Source organism: Stappia sp. G46H5W (assembly GCF_058448995.1).
Map to the genome: position 1 here is coordinate 255,770 of NZ_JBZFLL010000004.1, position 24,279 is coordinate 280,048.

Consider the following 24,279-nt stretch of genomic DNA (forward strand, 5'->3'; position numbering starts at 1 on the left):
GCTGCCCGATTTCGCGGCGCACAATGAAATTGCACAATTGTGCATCGCGGCAAAAATGTGCTCAAAATTTGTTCAAGGCGTGAGCGTGCGTCAGCCCTTGCGCGACTGCACGGCCCCGCCCGCCTCCAGCGCGTCGAGCTCGGTGTCATCGAGGCCGAGGACTCGGGCCAGCACCTCGCGGGTGTGCTCGCCCAGCATCGGCGGGGCGACCTTGTCGTTCACCGGCGTCTTGGAAAACCGCAAGGGGCTGGCGACGCCCGGCACGGTGCCGCCGCTGCCATGCGGCAGGGCCGGGTTCATCAGCCCGCGCGCCTTGGCCTGCGGCTCCTCGAACACTTCGGCGATGGTGTTGATCGGGCCGCAGGGCACGGCGGCGGCCTCCAGGTCGGCGATCCACTCGCGGGTCGTGCGCGTCCTGATGATCTCGGCGACCATCGGCGCCAGGATCTCCCGGTGGGCGACCCGGTCGCGGTTGACGGCAAAGCGCGGATCGGCGGCCAGCTCCGGCCGGCCGGCGACCTCGCAGAAGCGGACGAACTGGCCGTCGTTTCCGACGGCGAGGATCAGGTGGCCGTCGGAGCTGGCGAAGACCTCGTACGGCACGATGGCGGTGTGGGCGTTGCCCATGCGCACGGGCGAGGTGCCGGAGACGAGATAGCTCAGCGCCTGGTTGGCCAGCGAGGCGACCTGCACGTCGAACAGGGCGATGTCGAGATGCTGGCCCTCGCCGGTGCGCTCGCGGTGGGCGAGGGCGCCGAGAATGGCGATGGTGGCGTTCAGCCCGGTCAGGATGTCGGCAAGCGCGACGCCCGCCTTCTGCGGTCCGCCGCCCGGCAGCGCGTCGCGCTCGCCGGTCACCGACATCAGCCCGCCCATGCCCTGGATCATGAAGTCGTAGCCGGCGCGCTGGGCATAGGGCCCGGTCTGGCCGAAGCCGGTGATCGAGCAGTAGATCAGGCCCGGATTGATCTTGGACAAGCTATCGTAGTCGAGGCCGTATTTCTTCAGCCCGCCGACCTTGTAGTTCTCCACCAGGATGTCGGACTTCTTCGCCAGCTCGATGATCAGCGCGCGCCCCCTCTCGCTGGCGATGTCGACGGCGACGGACTTCTTGCCCCGGTTGGCGGCCATGAAATAGGCGCTTTCGCCGGCCGCCGGCCCGTCCGCGACGAAGGGCGGGCCCCAGCCGCGCGTGTCGTCGCCGCTGCCGGGGCGCTCGATCTTGATGACGTCGGCGCCCATGTCGGCCAGTGCCTGCGTCGACCAGGGGCCGGCCAGGACGCGGGAGAGATCGAGCACGCGCAGATGCGACAGCGGGGCGGTCATGATCGGGAAACGCCTTCCTTCCTGAACGTCTGTCCTGCTTTCCTCAATGCGAAGAGCAGCAAGCTTCCCCCGGTCATAGCCCCGGCATCGCCATGCGTCCAATGACTTGGCGTGAGAACATCATTCCGGTGGGTGGGGATCGGCTATTCAAGTAATGTGGCGAACTTCCGTTTCATCTTCTCCCATTTAGTGTTGATGAAGGCATATTTGATTTCGATATCTCTTAGTATTAACTACCTTTATTTGAATATATTAATTTTTATTTTCAGAAAAGTAATTCGGGTTTCCTAATATTTTTAGGAAAAATTATCCCAAATCTTCTTTGCTGTCTCTAGTTGTTCCCTGAAATGACTATCAATTCCTAATTCGTTATATTCTTTATATAGATGCCAGAGCATTTCTTTCTGTAAATCTTCAACCGAAGCTCCTTCGGCTTTTGCTTTTTGGATGACTTCCTTGGCGCGCCCCTCGTCTGCCGGGTGATTAGCAAACTTGGCGTCTGCTGCGCCGAAGCACGCCGGAACTGCTTCTTTCCAAGCCATACCTTTCCCTTCAAGTTTGAGCTTGTGGTCCGCCTTGTGGCAACTGAAAGTTAACCAAAATTAACCATTGTGATGCAATACATCTTTTCGAACGTAATTGAAAAACGGTGGACGTGGTCCCGCGGCCGCACTTAACTTCGCTGAACATTGTTGCAGCATTCCTCAGCGCGGCAGGAATCCGCCATCTTGGCCAATTTTCTGCCTTTCGCACTTAAGCCCTTTCAGATGGGGGTAGGTTCATCCGCGTAGCTGCGCGGATGATGTAAGCAATCATCATCTGCTATCGATTCTCTTGACGCGGAAGTTTGGAGGCAAGGCGATGTGGGCATCGATTGTGGAGCAGGGCAGGGCACTCCTCGCAGCTTGCCGGTTGACGCCCACAGCTTCATTCAAAACGAAACATCTTGAAATCAAGGGGGCGACAGCCGCTGAGGTGAACAAGATGATGCAGGAATATTATCGGCTTACGCAGCAACAAGAACATCTCGGTATTTCCGTTACGCGCCGCCTTTAGAGACCTGCTGTAGCCGCCACATTACGAAGTTATTCTCGTTGCACTCGTCGCACGTGAAATGAAGCGCCTGCTTTCGCTCGAGGCCGAGCATCACCTTTTCTGGAAAAGCCGTCTCCGCTGAGCAGGAACGACAGGGAACGCTGATTTCCTTCCTCAGGAAACTGATTTCGTCGCCCTCTAACCGAACGCTCCAACGTTCTAAGCAATTCGGGTTGATGCAGCTGACGGTCTGACCGTCTTTCAACAACGAAACGCGGCGCTTATTTGCCGCGCCACACTCGCATTTGAAGCTTACTGTTTCACCTAGCCCACTCGCAATTAGCGTGCCTTCAGAAAGGCGCTCTAATTCGACTAGAACTTCGTCGATCTTCTTCGCCAGCGTGTCCGGTTCGCCATACTCGGTAACCGATTCGTGTTTTTGCTTCGGGACTTTCACATGCAGGAAATAGGATACTGCATTCCAGAGCTTACCCATTTTCTTCGGGTCGAAGCCGACGTGAGTGCCGATTTCCACATAATCAATGGCCTCGTAGTCTTCTTTTGTAAGGTCGTCCTCCTTGCTGATGGGCTCCTTGCTAATTGAAAACGTATAGGAGGCGGCAATCTTGCCATCAACTTCTTCTATTAATTTGTTTACAATATCCTTCGGTTGCCACTTCCGGATATCGTCGTGGGATATATAGTCGTGCGCGAGGCTGAGTCGTTCATAGCAGACGCGCTCAATCGCTAACCGGCACTCCAATGCAGCGTAGGTGAGGCTTTCCGGCGAGCCATTTGCTTTCAGTTTGGATATTCTTTCAATATTTGTTTTTAGCCACCGCATAATATTATCATCCTAATTATAATTGGCTTGCCATCTTGCTATATTAGCTCTGCTGGTGTGCCGTGGTCACGGTTGAATCCGAAATTTTTCCATTAATTTGACTAGATGAATATTTACCCGGCCCGCTCCGTCGCGCAAGCCGGCAGGTAGAGGCTTGCCCCATCGCCGCGCCGCTTTTCATCCTTGCTGTGGGCCGGTACCAATGGGCGGAGAGATGAAGGCTAGGTTCGAGGGGAGGAAAGCCATGAGCTTCAACGCGCTGGTCGTCGACAAGGACGAGGCAGGGGCCGTATCGGCTGGGGTCCAGGCGATCACGGAAGACCGTCTGCCGGAGGGCGACGTCACCGTGGCGGTCGAGTATTCGACGCTGAATTACAAGGACGGGCTGTGCCTCGGTTCCGGCGGCGGGCTGGTGCGCGCCTGGCCGCATGTCCCGGGCATCGATTTTGCCGGCACGGTCGAGACCTCCTCCGATCCGCGTTATGCGCCCGGCGACAAGGTGGTGCTGACCGGCTGGCGCGTCGGCGAGGTGCGCTGGGGCGGCTATGCGCAAAAGGCGCGGGTGATGGCCGACTGGTTGGTGCCCCTGCCGCAGGGCCTCACCACCCGCGATGCCATGGCGGTCGGCACGGCCGGCTTCACCGCCATGCTCGCCGTGATGGCGCTGGAGGATCACGGGCTGAAGCCGGGCAATGGCCCGGTGCTGGTCACGGGCGCTGCCGGCGGCGTCGGTTCGGTCGCGACCGCGATTCTTGCCAAGCTCGGCCACGAGGTCGCGGCGGTGACCGGCCGGCCGGAGACGGAAGCCTATCTCAAGGGGCTGGGCGCCTCGCGCATCGTCGCGCGCGAGGAGATCGCGGAAACGGTCAAGCGGCCGCTGGAGAGCGAGACCTGGGCGGGCTGCGTCGATGCGGTCGGCGGGGCGATGCTGGCGCGGGTGCTGGGGCAGATGAAATACGGCGCCTCGGTCGCCGCCGTCGGGCTGGCCGGCGGGGCGGGCCTGCCGGCGAGCGTCGTTCCCTTCCTGCTGCGGGCGGTCAACCTGCTCGGCATCGATTCCGTCATGCGCCCCTATGACGACCGCGTGCGGGCCTGGTCGCGGATCGCGGCCGACCTGCCGATGGACAAGCTCACCGGGATGGTGGTGCCGGCGCGCCTTGCCGACCTGCCGGAGCTCGGCAAGGCGATCCTTGCCGGCGAGGTGCGCGGGCGCGTCGTCGTCGACGTCAACGCCTGAGGCGTCTTTCCCGACAGACGGTCCGGTGCAGAAACGGACGGGGCCTCTCGCCCCGTCTTTTCTTTTGGCGGGCGCTTCGCTACCAATGAGCCGCCTTACGAACGGGCGCCGGCAGGCCGGCCGAAAGGAGTTGTTTTGCAAAAGCACGTCGCACTCGACCGCGCATCGGCGCCGGTCTCCAGGTTCACCCGGTTGCGCGAGCTGTTGCAGCGTCCGGATCTCGCCTTCCTGATGGAGGCGCATAGCGGCCTGTCCGCCAAGATCGTCGAGGAAGCCGGCTTCGAGGGCATCTGGGCCTCGGGCCTGTCCATGTCGGCGGCGCTCGGCGTGCGCGACAACAACGAGCTGTCCTGGACCCAGGTGCTCGACATGCTGGAATACATGTCGGATGCCTCCAGCCTGCCGATCCTCGTCGACGGCGACACCGGCTACGGCAATTTCAACAATTTCCGCCGCTTCGTCGCCAAGCTGTGCGATCGCGGCATCGCCGGCGTGTGCATCGAGGACAAGATCTTCCCCAAGACCAACTCGTTCTTGGGCGAGAACCAGCCGCTCGCCGACATCGACGAGTTCTGCGGGAAGATCAAGGCCGGCAAGGACACCCAGAGCCATCCGGACTTCCAGATCGTCGCCCGCGTCGAGGCGCTGATCGCCGGCCGGGGCCTCGAGGAGGCCTTGAAGCGCGCCCATGCCTATGCGGATGCGGGGGCGGATGCCATCGTCATCCACTCCAAGAAGAGCACCGCCGACGAGATCATCGAATTCTGCCGCGAGTTCGGCGACCGGGCGCCGGTGATCCTGATCCCGACCAAGTATTACCGCACGCCGACCGAGAAGCTGCGCGAGGCCGGCGCCTCGATGATCATCTGGGCCAACCACAACCTGCGCGCCTCGATCCGCGCCATGCGCGACACCTGCGCGGTCCTGCGCGAGCACCAGACCCTGCTGGAGGTCGAAAGCGACGTGGCGCCGCTCGGCGACGTGTTTTCGCTCGCCGGCTCGCAGGAGCTGGAAGAGGCGGAGAAGCGCTATCTTGCCGCCACCGCGCCACGCCGCGCCATCGTTCTGGCCGCAACGCGCGGCGAGGAGCTCGGCGACCTGACGCTGGACCGGCCGAAATGCATGCTGCCCGTGCGCGGCACCTCGCTGCTCGGCCGCCAGGTCGAGGCGCTCACGCGCCACGGCGTTGCCGATATCCGCGTCGTCGTCGGCTACAAGGCCGATGCGGTCGAGGCGCCGGGCATCTCGCTGGTCGAGAACACGGAGTACCAGACCAGCGGCGAGGCGCAGTCCCTGTCGCTGGCGCTCGGCGAGGGCGACACCATCGTCTCCTATGGCGACATTCTCTACCGTCCGTTCTTCCTGGCGATGCTGGAGGACCGGGAGGAGGACATCGTGCTTGCGGTCGACCCGCGCGTTTCGGGCCGTGCGGGCCGCGACGCCGTCGCCTGCACGCTTCCCTTCTCCGACGATCTCGACCCGGAGGCCGAAACGCCGCTGCTCAAGGGCTTCGTTGGCGAGGGCGGCGACGGCGAGTGGGTCGGCCTGATGCGGGCGAGTGCCGCGGGCGCTGCCCGCCTGCGCCGCACGCTGGACGAGATGGCGGCCGAGGGCAGCCTTGCCAGCGCCGATCTCGGCGCGGTGCTGACCCGCATGGCGGCGGCCGGCGAGCGCATCGGCGTCGTCTATGTCACCGGCTTCTGGCGCAATGTGAACGACCTCATGGACCTGGCGCAGGCGCGCGATGCGGTCTGAGCGGAGAGCCTGGAGGCAAGGGCGATGATCGAGGCGGGCGACTTTCTCTCCGCGGCCAAGCGCCAGGGCATCGACTTCTTCACCGGCGTGCCCTGCAGCTTCCTGACGCCCTTGATGAACGCGGTGATCTCCGACCGCGAGGCCCGCTATGTCGGCGCGACCAGCGAGGGCGAGGCGGTGGCGATTGCCGCCGGCGCCTGGTGCGCGGGCCGCGAGACGGTGGTGATGTTCCAGAACTCCGGGCTCGGCAACGCGGTCAATCCGCTGACCTCGCTCAACCATCCCTTCGCCATTCCGACGCTGGTGATCGCCACCTGGCGCGGCGAGCCGGGGGTGAAGGACGAGCCGCAGCACGAGCTGATGGGCCAGATCACCTCGCAGCTCCTTGCGCTTGCCGGGGTCCATGGCGAGCCGTTCCCGCTTGCAGCCGCCGACATCGAGCCGGTGCTGTCGCGCGCGATTGCCCATATGCGCGCGACCGGCCAGCCGGTCGGGCTGGTGCAGCCGAAGGGCGCGATCGCGCCGCGTCCGCTCGACGAGGTGCGGGCCGAGCCGGCACCGCGCGTTGCGCCGGTCGACTTCGGCGGCGGGGCGAGCCTGCCGCGCCGCATGGACGTGCTGGCGCTGCTGCGCGACAAGCTGCCCGAAAGCGCCGGCCTTGTCGCCACCACCGGCCATACCGGGCGTGAGCTCTTCACCCTTCAGGACCATGCCGGCCATCTTTACTGCGTCGGCTCCATGGGCGGGGCCAGTGCCATCGGCCTTGGTGCTGCGCTCAACTGCGAGCGCGAGATCGCCGTGCTCGACGGCGACGGTGCGGCATTGATGAAGCTCGGCAACATGGCGACCATCGGCGCCGAGGCGCCGGCCCGCTACACCCATGTGCTGCTCGACAACGGCCGGCACCTGTCGACCGGCGGCCAGGCGACCGTCTCCGCGCATGTGGACTTCGCTTCGGTCGCGGCGGCCTGCGGCTACCGCTTTGCCGCCCGCGCCAGCGGCCTTGCCGAAGCGGGAGCTGCGCTCGATGCGGCGCTCGCCGTGCCGGGACCGCGCTTCGTGCATGTGAAGGTCGCCGCCGAGGAGGTCGCCGGTCTCGGCCGTCCGACCGTCGCCCCGCGCGAGGTCGCCCGGCGCTTCCGCGCCCATCTCACCGGTGCCGCATGAGCGCATCCAAAGGTCCCGTCCTGCTGACGCCCGGCCCGCTGACCACCAGCGATCGGGTCAAGGCGGCGATGCTGCGCGATTGGGGCTCGCGCGATCCCGCCTTCACCCGCCTTGCCGGCGAGGTCCTGGCGCGGGTCCGTGGTCTTGCCGGCGGCACGGCGGCGGATCATGTCTGCGTGCCCGTGCAGGGCAGCGGCACTTTCGCGGTCGAGGCGATGCTCGGCAGCATGCTTGCCTCGGGCGAGCGGTTGCTGCTGCTGGTCAACGGCGCCTATGGCCGGCGCATGGCGGAGATCTGCCGCCGGCTCGGCCGTCCCTGCGACGTGGTCGAGGTCGCGGAGACCGAGGCGCACGATCCTGCGGCGCTTGCCGAAAGGCTCGCCGCCGATCCCGGCATTGCGGCTGTGGCCATCGTCCATTGCGAGACGACCTCGGGCCTGCTCAATCCGCTTGAGGAGATCGCCGCCGTGGTCCGGGCCGCCGGCCGGCGGCTGCTGGTCGATGCCATGAGCAGCTTCGGCGCGATTGCCGTCGACATGAGCGGCTGGGGCATCTCGGCGCTCGCGGCCAGCTCCAACAAGTGCCTGCAGGGCGTTCCCGGCCTTGCCTTCGTGGTCTGCCGGTCGGATGAGCTCGCCGCCCGTCGCGGTGTCTCGGTCTCGCTGGCGCTCGATCTGGAGGATCAGGCGCGGGCGCTTGCCGGCGACGGACAGTGGCGCTTCACGCCGCCGACCCATGTGGTCGCGGCCCTTCACGAGGCCTTGCAGGAGCTTGCCGAGGAGGGCGGTCCGGCCGCCCGGCTCGCCCGCTACACGGCGAACCGCGACACGCTGATCGCCGGCATGGCCCGCCTCGGCTTCGTCCCGGCGCTCGACCCTGCGCTGCAGGCGCCGGTGATCGTCTCCTTCCTGGAGCCGCAGGAGGATTGGTACGACTTTTCCGCCTTCTACGATGCGTTGGAATCGCGTGGCTTTGCCATCTACGCGGGCAAGATGAAGGCGCTCGGAACCTTCCGCGTCGGCACGATCGGGGCCATCGATTCTCTCGTGATCGAGCGCTTCCTCGCGGCGGCGGAAGCAGTTGTGACAGACCTGAAACAGAAATTGATCCGCTGATCGGGCGGGCGGAGTGAACCGGTTGCGCTGCCGTGCGTTATCGACCTCCGGCAGCGCCCGCCCGGCGGCGGCCGGGACCCCGGTGCCGCACCGTCCCGCCGGGCACCGTCCGCACATTTGCTACGGAAACCGGTGGGGACGCGAGGTCCGCTGCTCGTTCGCGGCCGATCCGGCCCGCCGATATTCCGTAAGGTGATGCCGCTGCCGGCGAAGGCGCGCCGAGGCAAGCCCTCAGGCCCCCTTCGACAGGGGCGCGGGGCGCGGAGCACGGGCGCTGCGTCCGTATCACCCCTCTCCCTTCGTCGGCTTACTCGACAGTTTCCCACCTTTCGGCTATTTAGCGATTTCCGTCTGAGTGGGGGCTTGGCGGCAGACTGCTCCTTGCAAGGGGGCTTGCAGGGCAAACAGGCAGTTGCCGCCTTTGTACCACCCGTGCCGGAATGCCGATGACCTCGACGATTGCCCGGATGGTTTTGGGAGCCGGGCTGCCATGTCCTGCAGGTCGCCTTCCCGGGCGCGCCGACTGTGCTGCAGGTGTCGGCTCCTAGTAAATTGAGACAGCTCGAACGGTCTTCGATCCTGGTTCGGGTTTGGGGGTAAGCAAGAATGAAGCCTGATCGGCCGAGCTTTTCCGTTGTCGCTGAGCGCCGCTTTCGTCTGGCCGGCAAGGCGATCATCGAGCAGCACAATCCGTATTTTCTTCCCGTCGACCAGCAGCGCGAGCTCTGCGAGCGCAACGGCATTCCCTTCGTCAGTTTCGCTCATTACGACTATCTCGGGCTGAGCAATCATCCGGACGTGATCGAGGCGGCGAGCACCGAGCTGCACCGGCTCGGCACCGGCGTCGGCGCCTCGCGCCTTGTCGGCGGCGAGCGGGCCGGCCACCGCGCCTTCGAGCGCGAGCTGGCGGATTTCCTCGGGGTCGGCGACGTGATGTCGCTGGTCAGCGGCTATCTGGTCAACGTCTCCCTGATCAACTTCCTCATGGGGCCGCGCGATCTCGTTCTGATCGACGAGCTGGCCCACAACTCGATCTTCGTCGGCGCCAAGAACGGCCGCTACGACCATCGGGTCTTCAACCACAATGATCTCGACGATCTGGAGCGCCAGCTCGAAGAAGTGCGCGGCCAGTATCGCAACGTGCTCATCGTCGTCGAAGGCCTCTACTCCATGGACGGCGACATTCCCGACCTGCCGCGGCTGGTCGAGATGAAGGAAGCCCATGACGCCTGGCTCCTCGTCGACGAGGCGCATTCCTACGGCGTGCTCGGCGCTACCGGTCGCGGCCTGTGCGAGCATTTCGACATCGACCCGCGGCGCATCGAGCTGACGGTCGGCACCCTGTCCAAGTCCTTCGTGTCCTCCGGCGGGTTCATCTGCGCCGAGCAGGGGGTCATCGACTGGCTGCGCTTCACCCTGCCGGGCTTCGTCTACAGCGTCGGCCTGTCGCCGGCGACGCTCGGCAGCGCCCATGGCGCGCTGACGCAGCTGAAGGCCGAACCGCAGCGCGTTACCCGGCTGCACGAGAACTCGCTCTACTTCCGCGATCGCGCCCGCTCGATGGGGCTGAACACCGGCCCGGCCATCGGCTGCGGCGTGGTGCCGATCCTGTTCTCCAGCCCGATGCAGACGATGATCGCCTCGCAGGCGCTGCTGGAGCAGGGCGTCTACGCCCCGCCGATCGTCCAGATCGGCGTGCCGAAGGACCAGCCGCGCATCCGCTTCTTCCTGTCGGCCGCCCATACGCACGAGCAGATGGACAAGGCCATCGCCATTGCCGCCGCGGTGGCCCATGGCGAGGGTTCGGCGCAGGCGGAGCTGCTGCAACAGGCCGTCGCCGGCGCCTGACGCCGGCCCGGCCGGAACAATCGGGGCACGGGGCGCGCACCGAGCGGAGTTGGCATCGCCATGACAGCTGACGAACGGGCCGGCATCCAGCCGGATCAACCGCGGACGACCCTTGCCGGGCGTTCGCTTCGCCTCCCGGGTCTCCTTCTTGCCGCGCTTGTCGCCCTGTCGCCGGCGGCTCAGGCCATCGAGGGGACCCGCATCACACCGGGCAACGCGCAGAAGGCGCTCGGCTCCGTCGTCACGGAGGTCGCCAGCCTGCCGGTGGTGCGGCCGGAGTTTCCGGTGCCAAGCGACCCGGGCCAGGTCTTTTATCTTCAGCGCTCCAGCAACTCCAACACGGTGGTCTACGCCGCCCGCTTCACGCAGGACGGCAAGCTCGACCCGCGCGAGCCGCTCGTCGCCTATTGGCGCCGGTTCAACACGACCGGCGAGCAGCTGCCGCTGAAGATGATCGAGGACAGTTTCGCCTTCGGCGTGCGCTCGCGCGCCACCAGCGATCCGGACGTCTTCCGCATCCATATCGTGTCCTATTCCGAGCGGCCGGCGACCTTGCGGCTGGTCGAGCCCGGCCGGGCCGAGCTTCTGCTTCCCGTCGGCGGGCGCACCATGCGCATGGCCTATGCCTATGCCGATGTCGACGAGAGCGGGCTGATGCCGAGCGTGCGCGAGGTGCTGGTGATGGGGCACGACGCGGACACCGGCAAGCCGCTGGTCGAACGCATCGAGATCGAGTAACGCTTGCCGCGCCGGCCTTGCCGGCGGCAGGCATCAGGCGCGCGGACTTCCGCGCGCGACAGCATCCAGACGAGCGGACGGTCGGTACCGTCCGGGCAGGGTTCGGGGGTAACCAGACAGTATGAGCGCTTCTTCCGCGAAAACGATCCGCACCGCGATTGTCGGTGCCGGCAATTGCGCAAGCTCGCTGGTCCAGGGCGTGGCCTATTGCCGGGCGCTGGGCGAGGAGGCGGTGGGCGTGCCGTTCCCGGTGCTTGGCGGCTACCGGCCGGAAGACGTCGACATCGTGCTTGCCTTCGAGGTCGATGCGCGCAAGGTCGGACGCACCGTCGGCGAGGCGGCCGTTGCCCTGCCCAACTGCACCGAGATTTTCCACAAGGACCTGGGCGGCATGACCGCTCCGGTGCTGCGCGGCCCCGATCTCGACGGCGTCTCCGCCTTCATGCGCAACCAGGCGCCCGACCGCAGCTTCGTCGTCTCCAGCGCGCCGGCGCTCGACAAGGCCGGCATCGTTGCGGCCCTGCGCGAGGCGAAGGCCGACGTGATGATCAACTTCCTGCCCGTGGGCTCGGTCGAGGCGACGCAGTTCTACGCCGAATGCGCGCTGGAAGCCGGCTGCGCCTTCGTCAACGGCATTCCGGTCTTCATCGCCTCCGATCCGGTCTGGGCCGCCCGCTTCCGCGACGCCGGCGTGCCGATCGTCGGCGACGACTTCAAGGCGCAGTTCGGCGCGACGATCACCCACCGTGCGCTCGCCCGGCTGGCCGACATGCGCGGCGTCAAGGTCGACCGCACCTATCAGCTCAATGTCGGCGGCAACACCGACTTCCTCAACATGATGGACATGGACCGCCTCGCGATGAAGCGGGAGTCCAAGACCGAGGCCGTGCAGACCGCGATGAACGCGCGGCTCTCCGACAGCGAGATCCGCATCGGCCCGTCGGACTACGTGCCGTGGCTCAACGACCGCAAGGTCGCCTATGTCCGTCTCGAGGGCCGGCTGTTCGGCGGCGTGCGCACCCATGTCGAGATGCGGCTGGAAGTCGAGGATTCCCCCAACGCCGCGGCCATGGCGCTGATCGCCATCCGCTGCGCCAAGATCGCTGCCGACCGTGGCCTTGCCGGCCCGGTCGAGGATGCGAGCGCGTTCTTGTTCAAGCATCCGCCGCTGCAGATCGAGGATGCCGAGGGCTACGACCGCCTGCTCGCCTTCGCCAACGGCGAGGCGGCCTGACCATGGCGGCCGCCGCGACAGGGGCAGGACTGCTCGGCGCCGCCGGGCGTCCCGTCGCCCTGATCACCGGCGGCAGCAGCGGCATCGGCCGGGCCATGGCCCTGTCGCTGGCGCGCAAGGGCTTCGACCTTGCCCTCGTCTCGCGCGGGGCCGAGCGGCTGGAAGCCGCCCGCACCGAGATCGCCGCCACTGTTCCGCAGGCGCGCATCGCGGTGCGCACTGCGGATGTCGGCGATGCTGACCAGGCAAGCGAGGCCATCGCCGGCATCACCGCCGAGCTCGGCGTGCCGCGCTGGGCGGTGATGAATGCCGGCGTTGCCCGTCCGGGCCGCTTTCTCGAACAGCCGCTCGACGATCACCTCATGCAGATGCGCACCAATTATCTCGGTGCGCTGCATGTCGCCCATGCGCTCGCTCCGGCAATGGCCGATGCGGGCGGCGGGCGGATGGTCTTCGTCTCCTCGGGTGCGGCCTTTTTCGGCATCTACGGCTACGGCGCCTATGCGCCCTCGAAATTCGCCATGCGCGGCCTTGCCGAGGTCCTGCGGGTGGAGCTTGCCGACCGCAACATCTCGGTGACGCTCGCCTATCCGCCGGACACCGACACGCCGCAGCTCGTCGCCGAGAACGAGACCAAGCCGGCGGCCACCAAGGCGATCACCGCCGGCGGCGGCCTCTGGCAGGCCGAGCGGGTGGCGGAAAAGATCATTCTCGCCACCGAGAAGGGCCGCTTCACCGTGGCGCCCGGCCTGCAGATGCAGCTGCTCGCCCGCGGCCACAGCCTGCTGTCGCCCGCCCTGCGCCTGTGGCAGGCGCGCGTTGCCCGCTCGCACCGGGACTGAGCGCAGCTCTCATGATGGTTTCGTCCATGCCGGCCCTCGTTCCCCTCGACATCGCGGCGCTTGCCGTTCTCGTCTGCCTTGCCATCGGCGGCGTGCTGCTGGCGCTCGGCAGCCTCGTGCCGGCAACGGCGCCGCAGGCCCGTCCGCTCTGGCCCGTCTTCGGCACGGAGCTGGTGATCGTCGGCGGCGGGCTCGGGCCCTTCGTTGCCGGTGGGATCGTGCTCTCGCTGGCGCTGGCCGCACTGGCGACGCGCGTTGCCTATGAGGCGGTCAGCGTTGCCTGGCGGCGGCATGCAGACGCTGGAGGCCCGCACGGAACAGTGCGCCTTGCCGGCGAGGTGCTGCTCTTTCCCGGCCTGCCGCTCGCCCTGTTCGTTGCCGCCGGGGTCGATCCGGCCAATGCCGGCGTGCTGGTGCTCGCCTTCCTGCTGGTCGAGACCTACGACAGCTACGCCCTGTTCGGCGGCAAGCTGTTCGGCCGGCATCCGGCCTTCCCCCGTCTCAGCCCGCGCAAGACCGTCGAGGGTCTTGCCATCGGCGCGGCCATGCTGGCGCTGACCGCGGCGGTCGCCGGTCCCCTGCTGCTCGGCTGGTCGCTCGGCCTGTCGCTGGCGGCGGCGGCGGTCATTGCGGTTGCGGCGGTGGTCGGGGATCTCGCCGGCTCGCGGCTGAAGCGGGCGTCCGGCGTCAAGGATTACCCGCAGGTGCTGCCGCGTCAGGGCGGGCTGCTCGATATCGTCGATGCCTGGCTGATCGCGGGTCCCGCGCTGGTCGCCCTGCTGCGCCTTGCGCCGTAACGCCCTGTCAGCCGGCGAGAAGCCAGGCGAGCGGGCACAGGACCAGGATCGCGTAGAGCGCGGCGGCGGCGTCGTCCAGCATGATGCCGGCGCCTCCCTTCACATGGTCCTGGACCCAGTTGACCGGGAAGGGCTTGAGGATGTCGAAGGCGCGAAAGGCGACGAAGCCGGCGATCCACCACAGCGGCTCGGCCGGCAGCGCCAGCACCACGGCGGCGGCGCCGAAGCTTTCGTCGATCACCACGATCTGCGGATCGTCGGTTCCGGTTGCGTCGGCAACGACCCCGGAGGCCCAGATGCCGACGAGCAGAAGCAGCGCAAGACCGGCAAGCTGAATCGCGGCGGAGAAGGGGGCAAGGCCCGCCGCCATGACGAGGCCAACAGCCGCGCCCACCGTTCCCGGCCAGACCGGCGACAGGCCGGCGCCGAAGGACAGGGCCAGGACATGGCCGAGCCGCTGGCTCGGCTTATGGACAAGACGGGACATTGCGGCCGGCCTATGATGAGGATCGGAATCGGAACCACCGGGCGGGATGCCGCGCGGCAGGCCGGGCTATAGTGTGGTGAATTTGAAATACGCCTCGTTTTGCGGCAACCGTCGGAGCGTATTTCAAATTCGAAAACCACACTAGAAACATAAACTTACTAGTCACCCTTTTGAATCTGAAGTTCGTACAGAGCTTGCTGCCAAATGTGACGAACTTCAGATTCGGGTGACTAGCATGAAATACGACGGAGAGCGATGCAGGGCGACATGCGGAACGGGGCGATCTGCCGGACGGAGTGCGGGGTAAGGTGAGACCGCTTGCCTCTCTCGCCGCGCGGTCCCTGTTCGCGCGCGTGCTCGGCCGGGTGGTGCTCGTCGTCGCCATCATCGAGGTCGTGTTCCTCGCCGAGAAGCTGACCGGCATCCTGGAAGAGGTTCTGGGCAACGGCGGCAACCTGCTCTACGCGCTCGCGGTTCTCGGTCTCACCTCGCCGGAGATCTTCGACTTCGCGCTGGCGCTGGCCTGCGTCATCGGCGGCTATTTCGCTTTCGTCGCCGCGCGCGAGGAGCGCGAGCTCGTCGCCCTGTCGGCGGCCGGCGTCTCCTGGGGCCTGCCGGTGCGCGTCGCGCTCTCTCTCGGCGCGCTCGCCTTTCTCGCCAGCCTCGCGGTTTCCGGCGTCATCGATCCGCTGGCGCGCAACGCCACCCGCACCGTGATCTTCCAGCTGAAGAGCGAGCTGCTGTTTTCCCGCATCACCGGGCCGAGCGAGGGCACCCTGGTCGAGACCATTCGCGGTCGGACCTTCGCGGCCCTGTCCGACACTTCCGTCACCCCGCCGCACGAAAGCCTCTTCGTGCATCAGCCGGGTGAGGCGGGCCGCTGGCGCGTCACCCAGGCCGCCGACTGGAAGCTGGCCGGGCCGGACGAGGAGGGCAATTACAGCCTCGGGCTCGGCCGGGTGATTGCCTACGATTTCGTCCGGGTCGAGGCGCGCGAGGGCGCCGGCATGCTGCGCCAGGGGCGCGGGCCGAACCTCTTTGCCGTCGGCCGGCCGGACGTCGCCAACATTCCCGCGCTCCCCCAGGTCAAGGTCGAGAACGTGTCGCTGCCGGTCAGTCTCGACAACATCCTCAACCACGCCCTGCGCAGCGATGTCGCCGAAGAGTGGACCGTGTTCGAGGCCTTGAGCGAGGGCCAGGCCGCCGGCGAGACCGGGCGCGAGGCGTTGAAGATCGCCGGCGAGCGCCTCTCGCGGGCCATTGCCGTCTTTGTCGCGCCGCTGCTGGCGCTCTTGGCGTGCGTCTTCGCCGGGCGCGGCGTCTTCGGCTTTCTGTCGCTGCCGCTCGCCTGCGGCGCGCTGCTCGCCTTCGACATCGTCTTGCGCGGTGCTCTCGGCCGGCTCGCAGCGGACCAGCCGCAGGCGCTGGCGATGATCGGCCTTGCCGCCGCCCTGCTGGTGCTGCTGGTCGCGGTCGCCGGCATTCGGGCCCGCGCCTCCGTGCTGCTGCGCCCGGTCAACGAGCGGGCCTGACCCATGCGTGCGCCCGGCTCCGCCCTTCCTCTGTTCGCGTCCGGCGCCCTGCCGGCAGCCCGGCGGCGCACGCCCGTCTTCGGGCTGATCGGCCGACGGATCCTGGCGACGCACCTGAAGGCGGCGGCGCTGGTCATGACCATGTTCCTGATCGTCGCCTTCGCCATCGACCTGGCGCAGACGCTCGACGGGGTGCTGGCGCGGGCCGACGAGCTGGGGCGCTCGCGCGTTCTTCTGGTCGCGACCTATCTCGGCTACCGCGCGGTCGACATCGCAACGCGGCTGTTTCCCGTCGCCTGCTTCATCGGTGTCTTCGCGGCCGAGCTGATGCGCCTGTTCAACCGCGAGACCACGGTGATCGCCGCGGCCGGCTGGTCGCCGCGCCAGACGCTGCTGGTGGTCTGTCTTTTCGCAGCTCTCACCGGCGCGCTGCAGTTTTCGCTGGAGCGCTGGTGGCGGCCGGCGGCGGTCTTTGCCCAGGCCGAGCTTCAGCTCGGCGGCTACGGCCGGCGCTTTGCCGACGGCGATCTCGGCGAGCCGAGCTGGTTCGTCGTCAACGGCGCGGTGCTGAAGGCGCGGGTGATCCGCAGCGCCGAGCCCGAGCTTGCCGATGTCGAGCTTTATCGCGGGGTGGTCGCCGGCGATCTTCGCGACGTGATCGTCGCGCGCCACGGCGTCCCGGCCGACCGGCCCGGCTTCTGGCGCTTCACCGATGTCGACCTGTGGGCGCGGCTGCCCGGCGAGGATCAGTCGCGCAGCGACGGCGCGCCGCCCGCCTACGCCCAGACCTCGCTCTATCTCATCAGCCAGTATCCGAGCCTGGAGCTGCAGCTCGATATCGTGCCCGAGGCGCTCTCCTATTACGACATCGCCGCCTTCTACCTGCCGCAGGCCCCGCTCGAGGTGCTGGCGCGCGATACCAACCCGCTGAAGGGGCCGGATGTCGACGCGGCGCTGTGGCGGCGCTGGGCGGCGTTCTTCCTTCCCGGCGCCTACGCGCTGCTGGGCGCGAGCCTTGCTCCGGTCGCGGGGGCAGGGCGCGTCGTCGCGCCGCTGCGTATCCTCGTCCTGGCGCTTGCGGGATATCTCGCCCTGGTTGCGACCAAGGTCTCCTGGGCGATGGGGGAGATCGGCGTCCTGTCCGGTTTCACCAGCAGCTGGCTGTCGATCTTCCTGGCGCTCGTCGGGGTGCTCGTGGCGCAGCGGATGCTGTCGCGTCCGCATTGAGCGGTTTGCGCAGGCCGTCTCGAAATTTCGCGATTTCGAGACGGAATTTCGCAAAATCCGTCGCAAAATCTGTCGCGGGGATCAGCCCTTCCGGCGCGCCGCCTCGATGCGGGGATAAACCAGCTCGGCGGCCCGTGCGAGCATCGCCTCGTTATCGACCTCGGCCCAGGCGAGATCGTCGATCCGCGGCACGATGACGGGCTGGCTCTGGGCCAGCTCGACCACGCCGCTCTCGTAGTCGGCCATCGGGTCGAGCGCGATCATCTGCGGCCCGATTTCCTGCATCCGCGCCACCGCCTCGCCGGTCAGGTAGGTCAGGCCGACCAGTTCGCCATAGGGTGCGTCGTGCCAGCGGTCGACCAGCTTGGACATGTCGCGCAGGCAGGGCCGTCCCTCCCGGTCGTCGATCCACACATGCACCTCGTCGCCCGCCCCGGTCTTGCCGGAGGTGAGCAGCGCCGGCGCCTGCGGCTCGGCGATGGCGGCAGCGACCGCGCGCGGTTCGAACACCAGATCGGACTCAAGGACAAGGCACGGGCCGTCCAGCCCGTCCAGCCCCACCATCAGGCTCTGCAGTGAGCCCTTGGTGGTGAAGTTGTCGTTGTGCCGCAGGTCGAGCGAGGGCCGGCGGCTTGCCGCCAGCTCGCGGTAATGCTCGGCAAGATGGCCCGTGACGACGCGGATATCCGTGATGCCGTGCATCGCCAGCGTGTCGATCGCATCTTCCAGGAAACTCTGGGGCCCAAGCGAGATCAGGCCCTTGGGGGTCATGCGGCCGCGCTCGCCCATTCGCACGCCGCGTCCGGCAGCCAGGAAAACAGCTTTGATAGTGGGCATGGATCAACCGGAATGTGATAAAGGCGATCCACTAATAGGGGAGCGCCGGGCCGCGGGCAATAGCCGGCTGGGGGAGGGCCGATGGCGCAGGCAGGCAGGGACTATCTGGACATCATGCAGCCGGATCTGACGTTTCGTACCCTCTGGCGCAGCTATCGGCGCGAGAGGTTCCGCAGCGAGCTCGTCAGCGACTGGGCGGTGGCGGTGCTGTACCGCCTGCCCAGCCTGTGGCTGGTCGCGCGGCTGGCACCGACGGGGGTTTCGCCGACGGCGGTGACGCTCGCCGCCTTTCCGCTGGCGCTGGCGATGCCGCTCGCGGCCTTGCTGCTGCCGCTCGGGTTTGCCGCCCTCGCCACCGTGCTACTTGCGGTCGCCTTCCAGATCCTCGATTGCGTCGACGGCGGGCTGGCACGGGCCACGGGCCGCAGCTCCTCGAAGGGCGCGGCGCTCGATTTCGTCATCGACATGGCGCAGTGGGGCCTGTTCTACACCAGCATCGGCATCCTCGCCGACCGGATGGCCGGGGCAGGGCAGGCCATGGGCCTGTTCTGGACTGTCGCGGCGGTCGCGGCGGCGTGGCTGCGCCTTTATGCAAGGGTGGTGCGGGACGCGCGTCCCGCCTCAGTGGCCCCCGGCACGGCGGCGCCCCTCGGGCAATCGGCGCAAGGGGGATTTGTCGTTCTCGCCGAGCGCACGGTGGCGGGGATGAGCGGTGCCTTGCCGATTTTTCTTGGAATCGCAGCTCTCGCAGGCGTTCTGCCGGCGATGGTGATCTTTGTTCTGGTCTATGCCCTGCTCGATGTCGGGGATGCGGTGTGGACAAGTTTCCGCAACTGGCCGGGCGAGGGCGCATGAGGATCGTCCAGATCCTTCCTTACGCGATGGCCCGGCCCGGCGGCGTCCAGTCGCATGTGCGCGACCTTTCGCAATGGCTGCGGGGCGAGGGGCACGAGGTGCGCATCGTCGCGCCGCCGACGCCCGATGGAATTTGCGCTTACGGAACAGAGTGTTGCGGCAAGTCCCGGATGGTGTCGATGTTCGGCACCCGCTTCGAGGTGAGCTATGCCTTGCGGGCCGAGCGGCGCCGGCTCATCGCCGACCTGCGCGATTGGGGCGCCGATCTCGTTCATCTGCACACGCCCTGGACACCTTTCGTCGCCTGGCAGGTCTGGCGGGAGCTGCGCCTGCCGACGGTGACGACCTTCCATGCGACGCTTCCGGCAGCGGATGTCTCCGGACTCGCCGCGCGGGTGCTGCGTATTGCCGCCCGCCACTTCCTCTCGCACTCGCGGATCGTCGTCGTTCCCTCGCCGACACCGCTGCCGCATCTGGGCGCGGCCGCGCGCGATGCGCGGGTGGAGGTGGTGCCGCCCTCGGTCGACCTTGCGCCCTGGCGTCAGGCGCGAAAGATAAAGCAGAATCAGGGTCTTGAGATCGTCTTTCTGGGCCGGTTCGAGGCGCGCAAGGGTCTCGATGTGCTGCTGGCCGCGTGGCCGCAGATCGCCTCGGCACTGCCGGAGGCCCGTCTCACCATTGCCGGTGGCGGGGAGTTGCGGCCGCTCGTCGAGCAGGCGCTTGTCCTCCCTCGCGGTGAGCGTATCCGCCTTGTCGACCAGCCGGACGATGCCACCGCGCGTGCCCTGGTCGGGGGGGCGGATATCTTTGCCGCGCCTGCCCCTTACGGCGAGAGCTTCGGCCTTGTGCTGGTCGAGGCGATGGCGGCGGGCGCCCTGCCGGTCGCGGCGGCGAATGACGGCTATGCCAGCGTCATGAACGGGGAGGGCGCGGAGCTCCTGGTGCCGCCGGGCGATGCCGGCGCGCTGGCGCAGCGCATCGTCTCCCTTGCCGGGGACAGGCCGGCCCGCGATCGCCTCACCGCCTGGGCCGATGCCCGCGCGCAAGACGCCGACATTCGCGGCACGGGTCCCGTCTTTGCGAGGCTTTACCGCGAGGCGCTCGGCCTGCCGTGAGCCCCTATCCCCGCTTCTCGAAGCGGGAGGGGACGGGGAACCAGCGCTCCAACGTGCGGCGCATATGGGCGACGACGCGCGGGTTCGGCGCTGTGCCGAAGCTGTCGTTCAGCGTCACCGCCAGCGGTTTTGCCCATTCCAGATAGCGAAGCTGCGCGAAGGTCCAGGGCAGGAAGTTTTCCAGCGAGGCATAGCCCATCGCGCGCCGGGTCTCGGCCGGGGAAACGGCGTGAGCGTGGCCGCTTTCCGCGGCGAAGTGCGGGTAGAGGTATTCCGGCGGGACGTTATGGCCGGCGCGGAAGCGGCTTGCCCGCGTCGCCTCGATCACCTCGCCAAATTCCTCGCACATCTTCTCGAACAGTGCGGCGTCGATCAGCTGTGGTCCGTGGGCGAGATAGCGCCGCCGTCCGGGGCCGAAACGCTGTTCCAGCAAGCGGTTGGCATTGGCCATGGCCAGGTTCCAGGGGCTTGCGCGCTCCGGGTCGAGGCCTGCCAGCACCGGAGAGGCCTTCCCTGTCAGGAACGCTTTCGCCCGCCCGTCCGGTCCGCGGAAATCGGCCAGCTTCAGCGGGGAAAAGGCGAGCATATCGTCTTCGAAGTAGAGGAAAGTCCTCGACAGGCCCGGCAGCTTCGCCAGATGGCTGACGATGGCGAAGGAGTTGAAGGTCGGCAGGATCTCCGGCGCCATGATGTCATCGTGATGTACCACCACGAGGTCGGGGTGATCCGTGTCCAGCCAGGCGGGGATCTGCGGCCGGCAGCTCAGCAGGTAGATCTTGCGAGCGAAGGGGACATGTGCGTCGAGCGAGCGCAGCGAGTAGCGCAAAAGCTCGAGATTGTCGCGGGTGCGGTTGGGATTGCTGTCATGCGCGGTGCCCGCATGAGTGGCCAGCAGCTCGCGATAGCCGGGGAAACTGTCGTCCACCCAGGTGTAGACGATGTCGACCGTCTCGCCCTTGTCCTCGCCCTGTCCCCGCCCCGTTGCTGCGATCATCCGGCCCTCGAGGCACGCGGTTGCGGGAGCGCACTGCGCGCGTTTCCCGGTTCTCATTTGGTCGCGAACTCTATAAACCCGATGCCGGCGAAGGGGCAATTCCCCGCATGAGGCTTGGGGCAGACAGGTGATCGGCGACAACGCAGCAGGGGGAAAAGGTTCGGGCTCCAATGAGCGCGGCCTGATCATTTCCGCCGATTTCGGCACCTCGGGCGTCAAGATCGCGGCGCTCGACCGCAGCCTTTCCGCCATCGCGACGGCAACGCGTCGCTACCCCTTGAGCCTTCCCGGGCCTGACCGCGCCGAGCAGCAGCCCGAGGATTGGTGGTCGGCGCTGCGCGAGGGGATCGCCGATCTTGCCGCGCAGATCCCCGATCTATCCTCGCGCGCCTCCGCCCTCGTCTTCTGCGCGCAGATGTGCGGCGTCATTCCGGTCGAGCAATCGGGGCGCCCCTTGCGCCCGGCCATCGTCTGGCTGGACAAGCGGGCAGGCTCTCTGTCGCGCGCCATGAACGGGGGATTTCCTTCGCTCGCCGGCTACCGGCTCGACAAGTTGTACACCTGGACGCGCATCGCCAACGGTGCGCCCTCGCACAACGGCATGGACCCTCCGGCCAAGATGCTCTGGCTGAAGCAGCACGAGCCGGAGGTGTGGGAAGCGGCGGCCCGGTTGCTCGACGTCAAGGACTGGCTTTTGCACCGGGCGACGGGGCGTTTCGTCACCACGGCGGACAGCGCCAACCTGACCTGGATGATGGATACGCGGCCCGGCCGGGAAGGGTGGTCGCCCTATCTCGCCGGCCGGCTCGGCATTCCGCTCGACCGGCTGCCGGAGATCGTCGACGGAACTTATACCGTCGGCGGCCTGTTGCCGCAGGCGGGGACAGAGCTCGGCCTTGCCGCCGGCCTGCCGGTGATCGCCGGGGCGGGCGACGTGGTGGCAACCGCCATCGGCTCGGGCGCGACCGGAGACGGGGAACTGCACGCCTATGCCGGCACCAGCGCCTGGCTCAGCGGCTTTTTCCCCTCCAGAAGGATCGATATTTTCCACTCTTACGCAACGATATCCTCCAGCGTGAACTATCGGCCGCTCTTGATCGCGACGCAGGAAAGCGCCGGGTCCGCCTTCGCCTGGGCCGCACGGCTGTTCGGCGGCGGGGAGAGCGGCGCGGCGCGCGACGACGACGCCTCGCTCGAGGCGCTCTATGCCGGCATCGGTCCCTTGCGCGACAGCGATCCGCTCTTCGTGCCCTGGCTTGCCGGCGAGCGCGTGCCGGTCGATGACGACCGCTTACGCGGTGTTTTTACAGGGCTTTCCGTCAGCCACGACCGCAATGCGCTGCTGCGTTCGGTGCTGGAGGGCGTTGCGCTGAACATGCGCTGGGCGCTCAGCAAGGTGGCGCGGCAGAAGGGGCTGAAGGCCGGCCTGCCGCTGCCTTTGGTCGGCGGCGGTGCGGTCAACCCGCATTTCGCGCAGATGCTGGCCGACGCCTTGAAGCTGCAGGTCGTGGTGCGCCAGCCGCGCCTTGCCGGCGTGCGCGGGGCAGGTGCCATCGCCGCGGCCGGCCTCGGCTGGTATCCGAGCGTCGAGGCGGCCGCCGCGGCCCTCACCCAGGGCGAGGCGCTGACCTACGACCCTGAGGGCGAGGGCGTGGCGCGGGCCGACCGGCGGGCGGCGCTGCTCGACCGGCACAGGCCGAAGCTGATCTCGCTTTATCGCTGATTTTTCTTGGAAAAAACGGAACCGCGCCAATGATCGACGGCTTGTTCAAGCGCCATATCGACCCGCTCTGGGAGAGCATGGCGACCCCGCTGGTGCGCATCGGGATGACGCCGAACCAGGTCACGGCGACGGGGCTCGTCCTGATCTGTGTGACCTCGGCGCTCTACCTGTGGCACGGCAATCCGGCCGTCTTCGGCCTGACGCTGGCCTTTGCCTTCGCGTTCGATGCGCTGGACGGGGCGGTGGCGCGGCGCCGGTCGATGTGCACCAAGTCCGGCGGCTATTTCGATGCGATGGTGGACCGCTACCAGGAGCTGGCGGTGCTGGCCGCCCTTGCGGCGGTCAACGACCTTTGGGCGCTGGCGCTGCTGGCTTTCTCCGGCGGTGTTCTGACCAGCTACGCCAAGGCGCGCACGGCCATCGAGATCCCGATCCGCAACGAGGCGTGGCCGGACTTCTTCGAGCGGCTGGAGCGGATCATCTTCCTGAGCGCGATGCTACTGGTTGCCGGGGGGCTGTCGCTTGCCGGGATCGCGCCGGCGTCGACGATTGCCGTCGGGCTCGGCATCTATGCGCTGCTGGCGCATCTGACGTCGGTGCAGCGAATGCGTCGGGCTGTCGCCCTGTTGCGGGCGGCGGATGGTGCGGGAAAAGACTGAATTAAAACGATAATCCGGAAATTCGGGGCGGCTCCGGCGGAGCTCAGCAGAGCCAGCAGGTTTCGGGCATTTTCGCGTCGGTGACCGGATTGCCCGCGGCGATCCAGCCGACCATGCCCTGGCCGACGCTGTCGATGGCGGTATAGCCGGCCCGTTCGCTGAGGAACCGCGCCAGAACCTCCGAGCGGTTGCCGCTCCGGCAGACGAAGACGATCCGGTCCTCCTTTCCGGCGACAGCTGCCAGTTCGTCCATGAAGCCGGGGTTCACCTTGCCCTCGCGGTCGAAGAAGGTGATGAGCCGGGCGCCGTCGATGACGCCCGTCTCCTTCCATTCGTCGGGTCGGCGGATGTCGACCAGCACCGCACCGGATGCCAGCCGCTCCTTCAGCTGCGAGTTGTCGAGCGTGCCGAAATTGGCCTTGGAAACGCGCAGCAACTCCACCTCGAAGCGCAGGGTCGAGTTGGGCGGAATGACGCCGCCGGCACCGCGCGCGCCATAGCCGAGCTCCGGCGGAATGATCAGTTCGCGCTTGCCGCCGACGCGCATGCCTTCGACGCCCTGGTCCCAGCCGCGGATGACGCGGCTTGCGCCGAGCGGAAAGGAGAAGGGTTCGCCGCGGTCGAGGCTGGAATCGAACTTGGTGCCGTCCATCAGCCAGCCGGTGTAGTGCACGGTCACGGTGGCGCCGGGCACGGCTTCCTCGCCGGTGCCGGTAACGAGATCGCGGATCTGGAGTTCTTCCGCATGCGCTGCAAGGGTCAGCGGCAGCAGCAGGAGGAATGCCTGGAGAAGTCGCAGCATGAGGGGGCCTTTCGCTGGCGGTTCCGGGGTCTGGCGAAAGCTGGTTTCGCCGCCGCGAAGATAGCGCGGGGACAGCCATGCGGAAAGGCGAGCGCTTCGCGAGCCGACGA

General features: G+C 67.2%; 22 protein-coding genes. 15 read left to right on the forward strand and 7 right to left on the reverse strand.

Annotated features, from left to right (window positions below):
• Window positions 1-90: 90 nt before the first annotated feature.
• From ACVJ6E_RS14105 to ACVJ6E_RS14115, 3 genes are all read right to left on the reverse strand, one after another.
• Window positions 91-1,326 carry a CaiB/BaiF CoA transferase family protein gene (locus tag ACVJ6E_RS14105; RefSeq protein ID WP_120269540.1) on the reverse strand — a complete coding sequence of 412 codons (1,236 nt, stop codon included), beginning with the start codon at window positions 1,324-1,326 and terminating at the stop codon, window positions 91-93.
• Between the two features lie 296 nt (window positions 1,327-1,622).
• On the reverse strand, window positions 1,623-1,868 hold the full coding sequence (locus tag ACVJ6E_RS14110; protein WP_147421883.1) for a hypothetical protein: 246 nt from the start codon (window positions 1,866-1,868) through the stop codon (window positions 1,623-1,625).
• A 497-nt stretch (window positions 1,869-2,365) separates the two neighbouring features.
• Window positions 2,366-3,205, reverse strand: coding sequence for a hypothetical protein (locus ACVJ6E_RS14115; RefSeq protein ID WP_147421882.1), 840 nt, complete (start codon window positions 3,203-3,205; stop codon window positions 2,366-2,368).
• A gap of 244 nt (window positions 3,206-3,449) precedes the next feature.
• Between ACVJ6E_RS14115 and acuI the strand changes: the two genes are divergently transcribed.
• From acuI to ACVJ6E_RS14160, 9 genes are all read left to right on the forward strand, one after another.
• Complete coding sequence (acuI, locus tag ACVJ6E_RS14120; protein ID WP_120269538.1) at window positions 3,450-4,442, forward strand: acryloyl-CoA reductase; 993 nt, start codon at window positions 3,450-3,452, stop codon at window positions 4,440-4,442.
• A gap of 135 nt (window positions 4,443-4,577) precedes the next feature.
• Window positions 4,578-6,197 (forward strand): phosphoenolpyruvate mutase, encoded by a 1,620-nt coding sequence (gene aepX / locus ACVJ6E_RS14125; protein WP_199681288.1) that lies wholly within the window; start codon window positions 4,578-4,580, stop codon window positions 6,195-6,197.
• A gap of 24 nt (window positions 6,198-6,221) precedes the next feature.
• Entirely contained in the window at window positions 6,222-7,364 is a 1,143-nt protein-coding gene (aepY, locus tag ACVJ6E_RS14130) for a phosphonopyruvate decarboxylase (protein ID WP_120269537.1), read from the forward strand.
• Complete coding sequence (locus ACVJ6E_RS14135) at window positions 7,361-8,479, forward strand: 2-aminoethylphosphonate--pyruvate transaminase (RefSeq protein WP_120269536.1); 1,119 nt, start codon at window positions 7,361-7,363, stop codon at window positions 8,477-8,479. The genes aepY and ACVJ6E_RS14135 overlap by 4 nt, the downstream gene beginning before the upstream one ends.
• Before the next feature lie 606 nt (window positions 8,480-9,085).
• Entirely contained in the window at window positions 9,086-10,327 is a 1,242-nt protein-coding gene (locus ACVJ6E_RS14140) for an aminotransferase class I/II-fold pyridoxal phosphate-dependent enzyme (RefSeq protein WP_120269535.1), read from the forward strand.
• Between the two features lie 60 nt (window positions 10,328-10,387).
• Window positions 10,388-11,065 carry a DUF4833 domain-containing protein gene (locus ACVJ6E_RS14145; protein WP_120269534.1) on the forward strand — a complete coding sequence of 226 codons (678 nt, stop codon included), beginning with the start codon at window positions 10,388-10,390 and terminating at the stop codon, window positions 11,063-11,065.
• A gap of 121 nt (window positions 11,066-11,186) precedes the next feature.
• Entirely contained in the window at window positions 11,187-12,299 is a 1,113-nt protein-coding gene (locus tag ACVJ6E_RS14150; protein ID WP_120269533.1) for an inositol-3-phosphate synthase, read from the forward strand.
• A 2-nt stretch (window positions 12,300-12,301) separates the two neighbouring features.
• Window positions 12,302-13,141 carry an SDR family oxidoreductase gene (locus tag ACVJ6E_RS14155; RefSeq protein WP_120269532.1) on the forward strand — a complete coding sequence of 280 codons (840 nt, stop codon included), beginning with the start codon at window positions 12,302-12,304 and terminating at the stop codon, window positions 13,139-13,141.
• A gap of 11 nt (window positions 13,142-13,152) precedes the next feature.
• Window positions 13,153-13,938, forward strand: a complete 786-nt coding sequence (locus ACVJ6E_RS14160) for a phosphatidate cytidylyltransferase (protein WP_120269531.1) — start codon at window positions 13,153-13,155, stop codon at window positions 13,936-13,938.
• 7 nt (window positions 13,939-13,945) lie between these two features.
• On the opposite strand, the gene ACVJ6E_RS14165 is transcribed toward ACVJ6E_RS14160, so the two are convergent.
• A complete protein-coding gene (locus tag ACVJ6E_RS14165) occupies window positions 13,946-14,425 on the reverse strand; it encodes a phosphatidylglycerophosphatase A family protein (RefSeq protein ID WP_120269530.1) in 480 nt (159 codons plus the stop codon).
• Window positions 14,426-14,733: 308 nt separating this feature from the next.
• On the opposite strand from ACVJ6E_RS14165, the gene ACVJ6E_RS14170 reads away from it, so the two are divergent.
• Together ACVJ6E_RS14170 and ACVJ6E_RS14175 are read left to right on the forward strand one after the other, a co-directional pair.
• Window positions 14,734-15,957, forward strand: a complete 1,224-nt coding sequence (locus ACVJ6E_RS14170; RefSeq protein ID WP_158592714.1) for an LptF/LptG family permease — start codon at window positions 14,734-14,736, stop codon at window positions 15,955-15,957.
• A gap of 3 nt (window positions 15,958-15,960) precedes the next feature.
• On the forward strand, window positions 15,961-17,184 hold the full coding sequence (locus ACVJ6E_RS14175) for an LptF/LptG family permease (protein WP_120269528.1): 1,224 nt from the start codon (window positions 15,961-15,963) through the stop codon (window positions 17,182-17,184).
• A gap of 81 nt (window positions 17,185-17,265) precedes the next feature.
• Here the strand turns inward: ACVJ6E_RS14175 and ACVJ6E_RS14180 are convergent, their stop codons facing one another.
• Entirely contained in the window at window positions 17,266-18,021 is a 756-nt protein-coding gene (locus tag ACVJ6E_RS14180) for a phosphocholine cytidylyltransferase family protein (RefSeq protein WP_120269527.1), read from the reverse strand.
• A gap of 81 nt (window positions 18,022-18,102) precedes the next feature.
• Here ACVJ6E_RS14180 and ACVJ6E_RS14185 point away from each other — a divergent pair, with 81 nt between their 5' ends.
• Complete coding sequence (locus tag ACVJ6E_RS14185; RefSeq protein WP_120269526.1) at window positions 18,103-18,876, forward strand: CDP-alcohol phosphatidyltransferase family protein; 774 nt, start codon at window positions 18,103-18,105, stop codon at window positions 18,874-18,876.
• The gene (locus ACVJ6E_RS14190) at window positions 18,873-19,991 is read left to right on the forward strand and encodes a glycosyltransferase family 4 protein (RefSeq protein ID WP_120269525.1); all 1,119 of its coding nucleotides are present in this window, start codon (window positions 18,873-18,875) and stop codon (window positions 19,989-19,991) included. The genes ACVJ6E_RS14185 and ACVJ6E_RS14190 overlap by 4 nt, the downstream gene beginning before the upstream one ends.
• 4 nt (window positions 19,992-19,995) lie before the next feature.
• Here ACVJ6E_RS14190 and ACVJ6E_RS14195 read toward each other — a convergent pair whose 3' ends face one another.
• Complete coding sequence (locus ACVJ6E_RS14195; RefSeq protein WP_158592713.1) at window positions 19,996-20,985, reverse strand: stealth conserved region 3 domain-containing protein; 990 nt, start codon at window positions 20,983-20,985, stop codon at window positions 19,996-19,998.
• 127 nt (window positions 20,986-21,112) lie between these two features.
• On the opposite strand from ACVJ6E_RS14195, the gene ACVJ6E_RS14200 reads away from it, so the two are divergent.
• Together ACVJ6E_RS14200 and ACVJ6E_RS14205 are read left to right on the forward strand one after the other, a co-directional pair.
• Window positions 21,113-22,708, forward strand: coding sequence for an FGGY family carbohydrate kinase (locus tag ACVJ6E_RS14200; protein WP_120269523.1), 1,596 nt, complete (start codon window positions 21,113-21,115; stop codon window positions 22,706-22,708).
• A 29-nt stretch (window positions 22,709-22,737) separates the two neighbouring features.
• A complete protein-coding gene (locus tag ACVJ6E_RS14205; protein ID WP_120269522.1) occupies window positions 22,738-23,367 on the forward strand; it encodes a CDP-alcohol phosphatidyltransferase family protein in 630 nt (209 codons plus the stop codon).
• A gap of 43 nt (window positions 23,368-23,410) precedes the next feature.
• Here ACVJ6E_RS14205 and ACVJ6E_RS14210 read toward each other — a convergent pair whose 3' ends face one another.
• Window positions 23,411-24,169 (reverse strand): FKBP-type peptidyl-prolyl cis-trans isomerase, encoded by a 759-nt coding sequence (locus tag ACVJ6E_RS14210; RefSeq protein ID WP_120269521.1) that lies wholly within the window; start codon window positions 24,167-24,169, stop codon window positions 23,411-23,413.
• Between the last annotated feature and the right edge of the window lie 110 nt (window positions 24,170-24,279).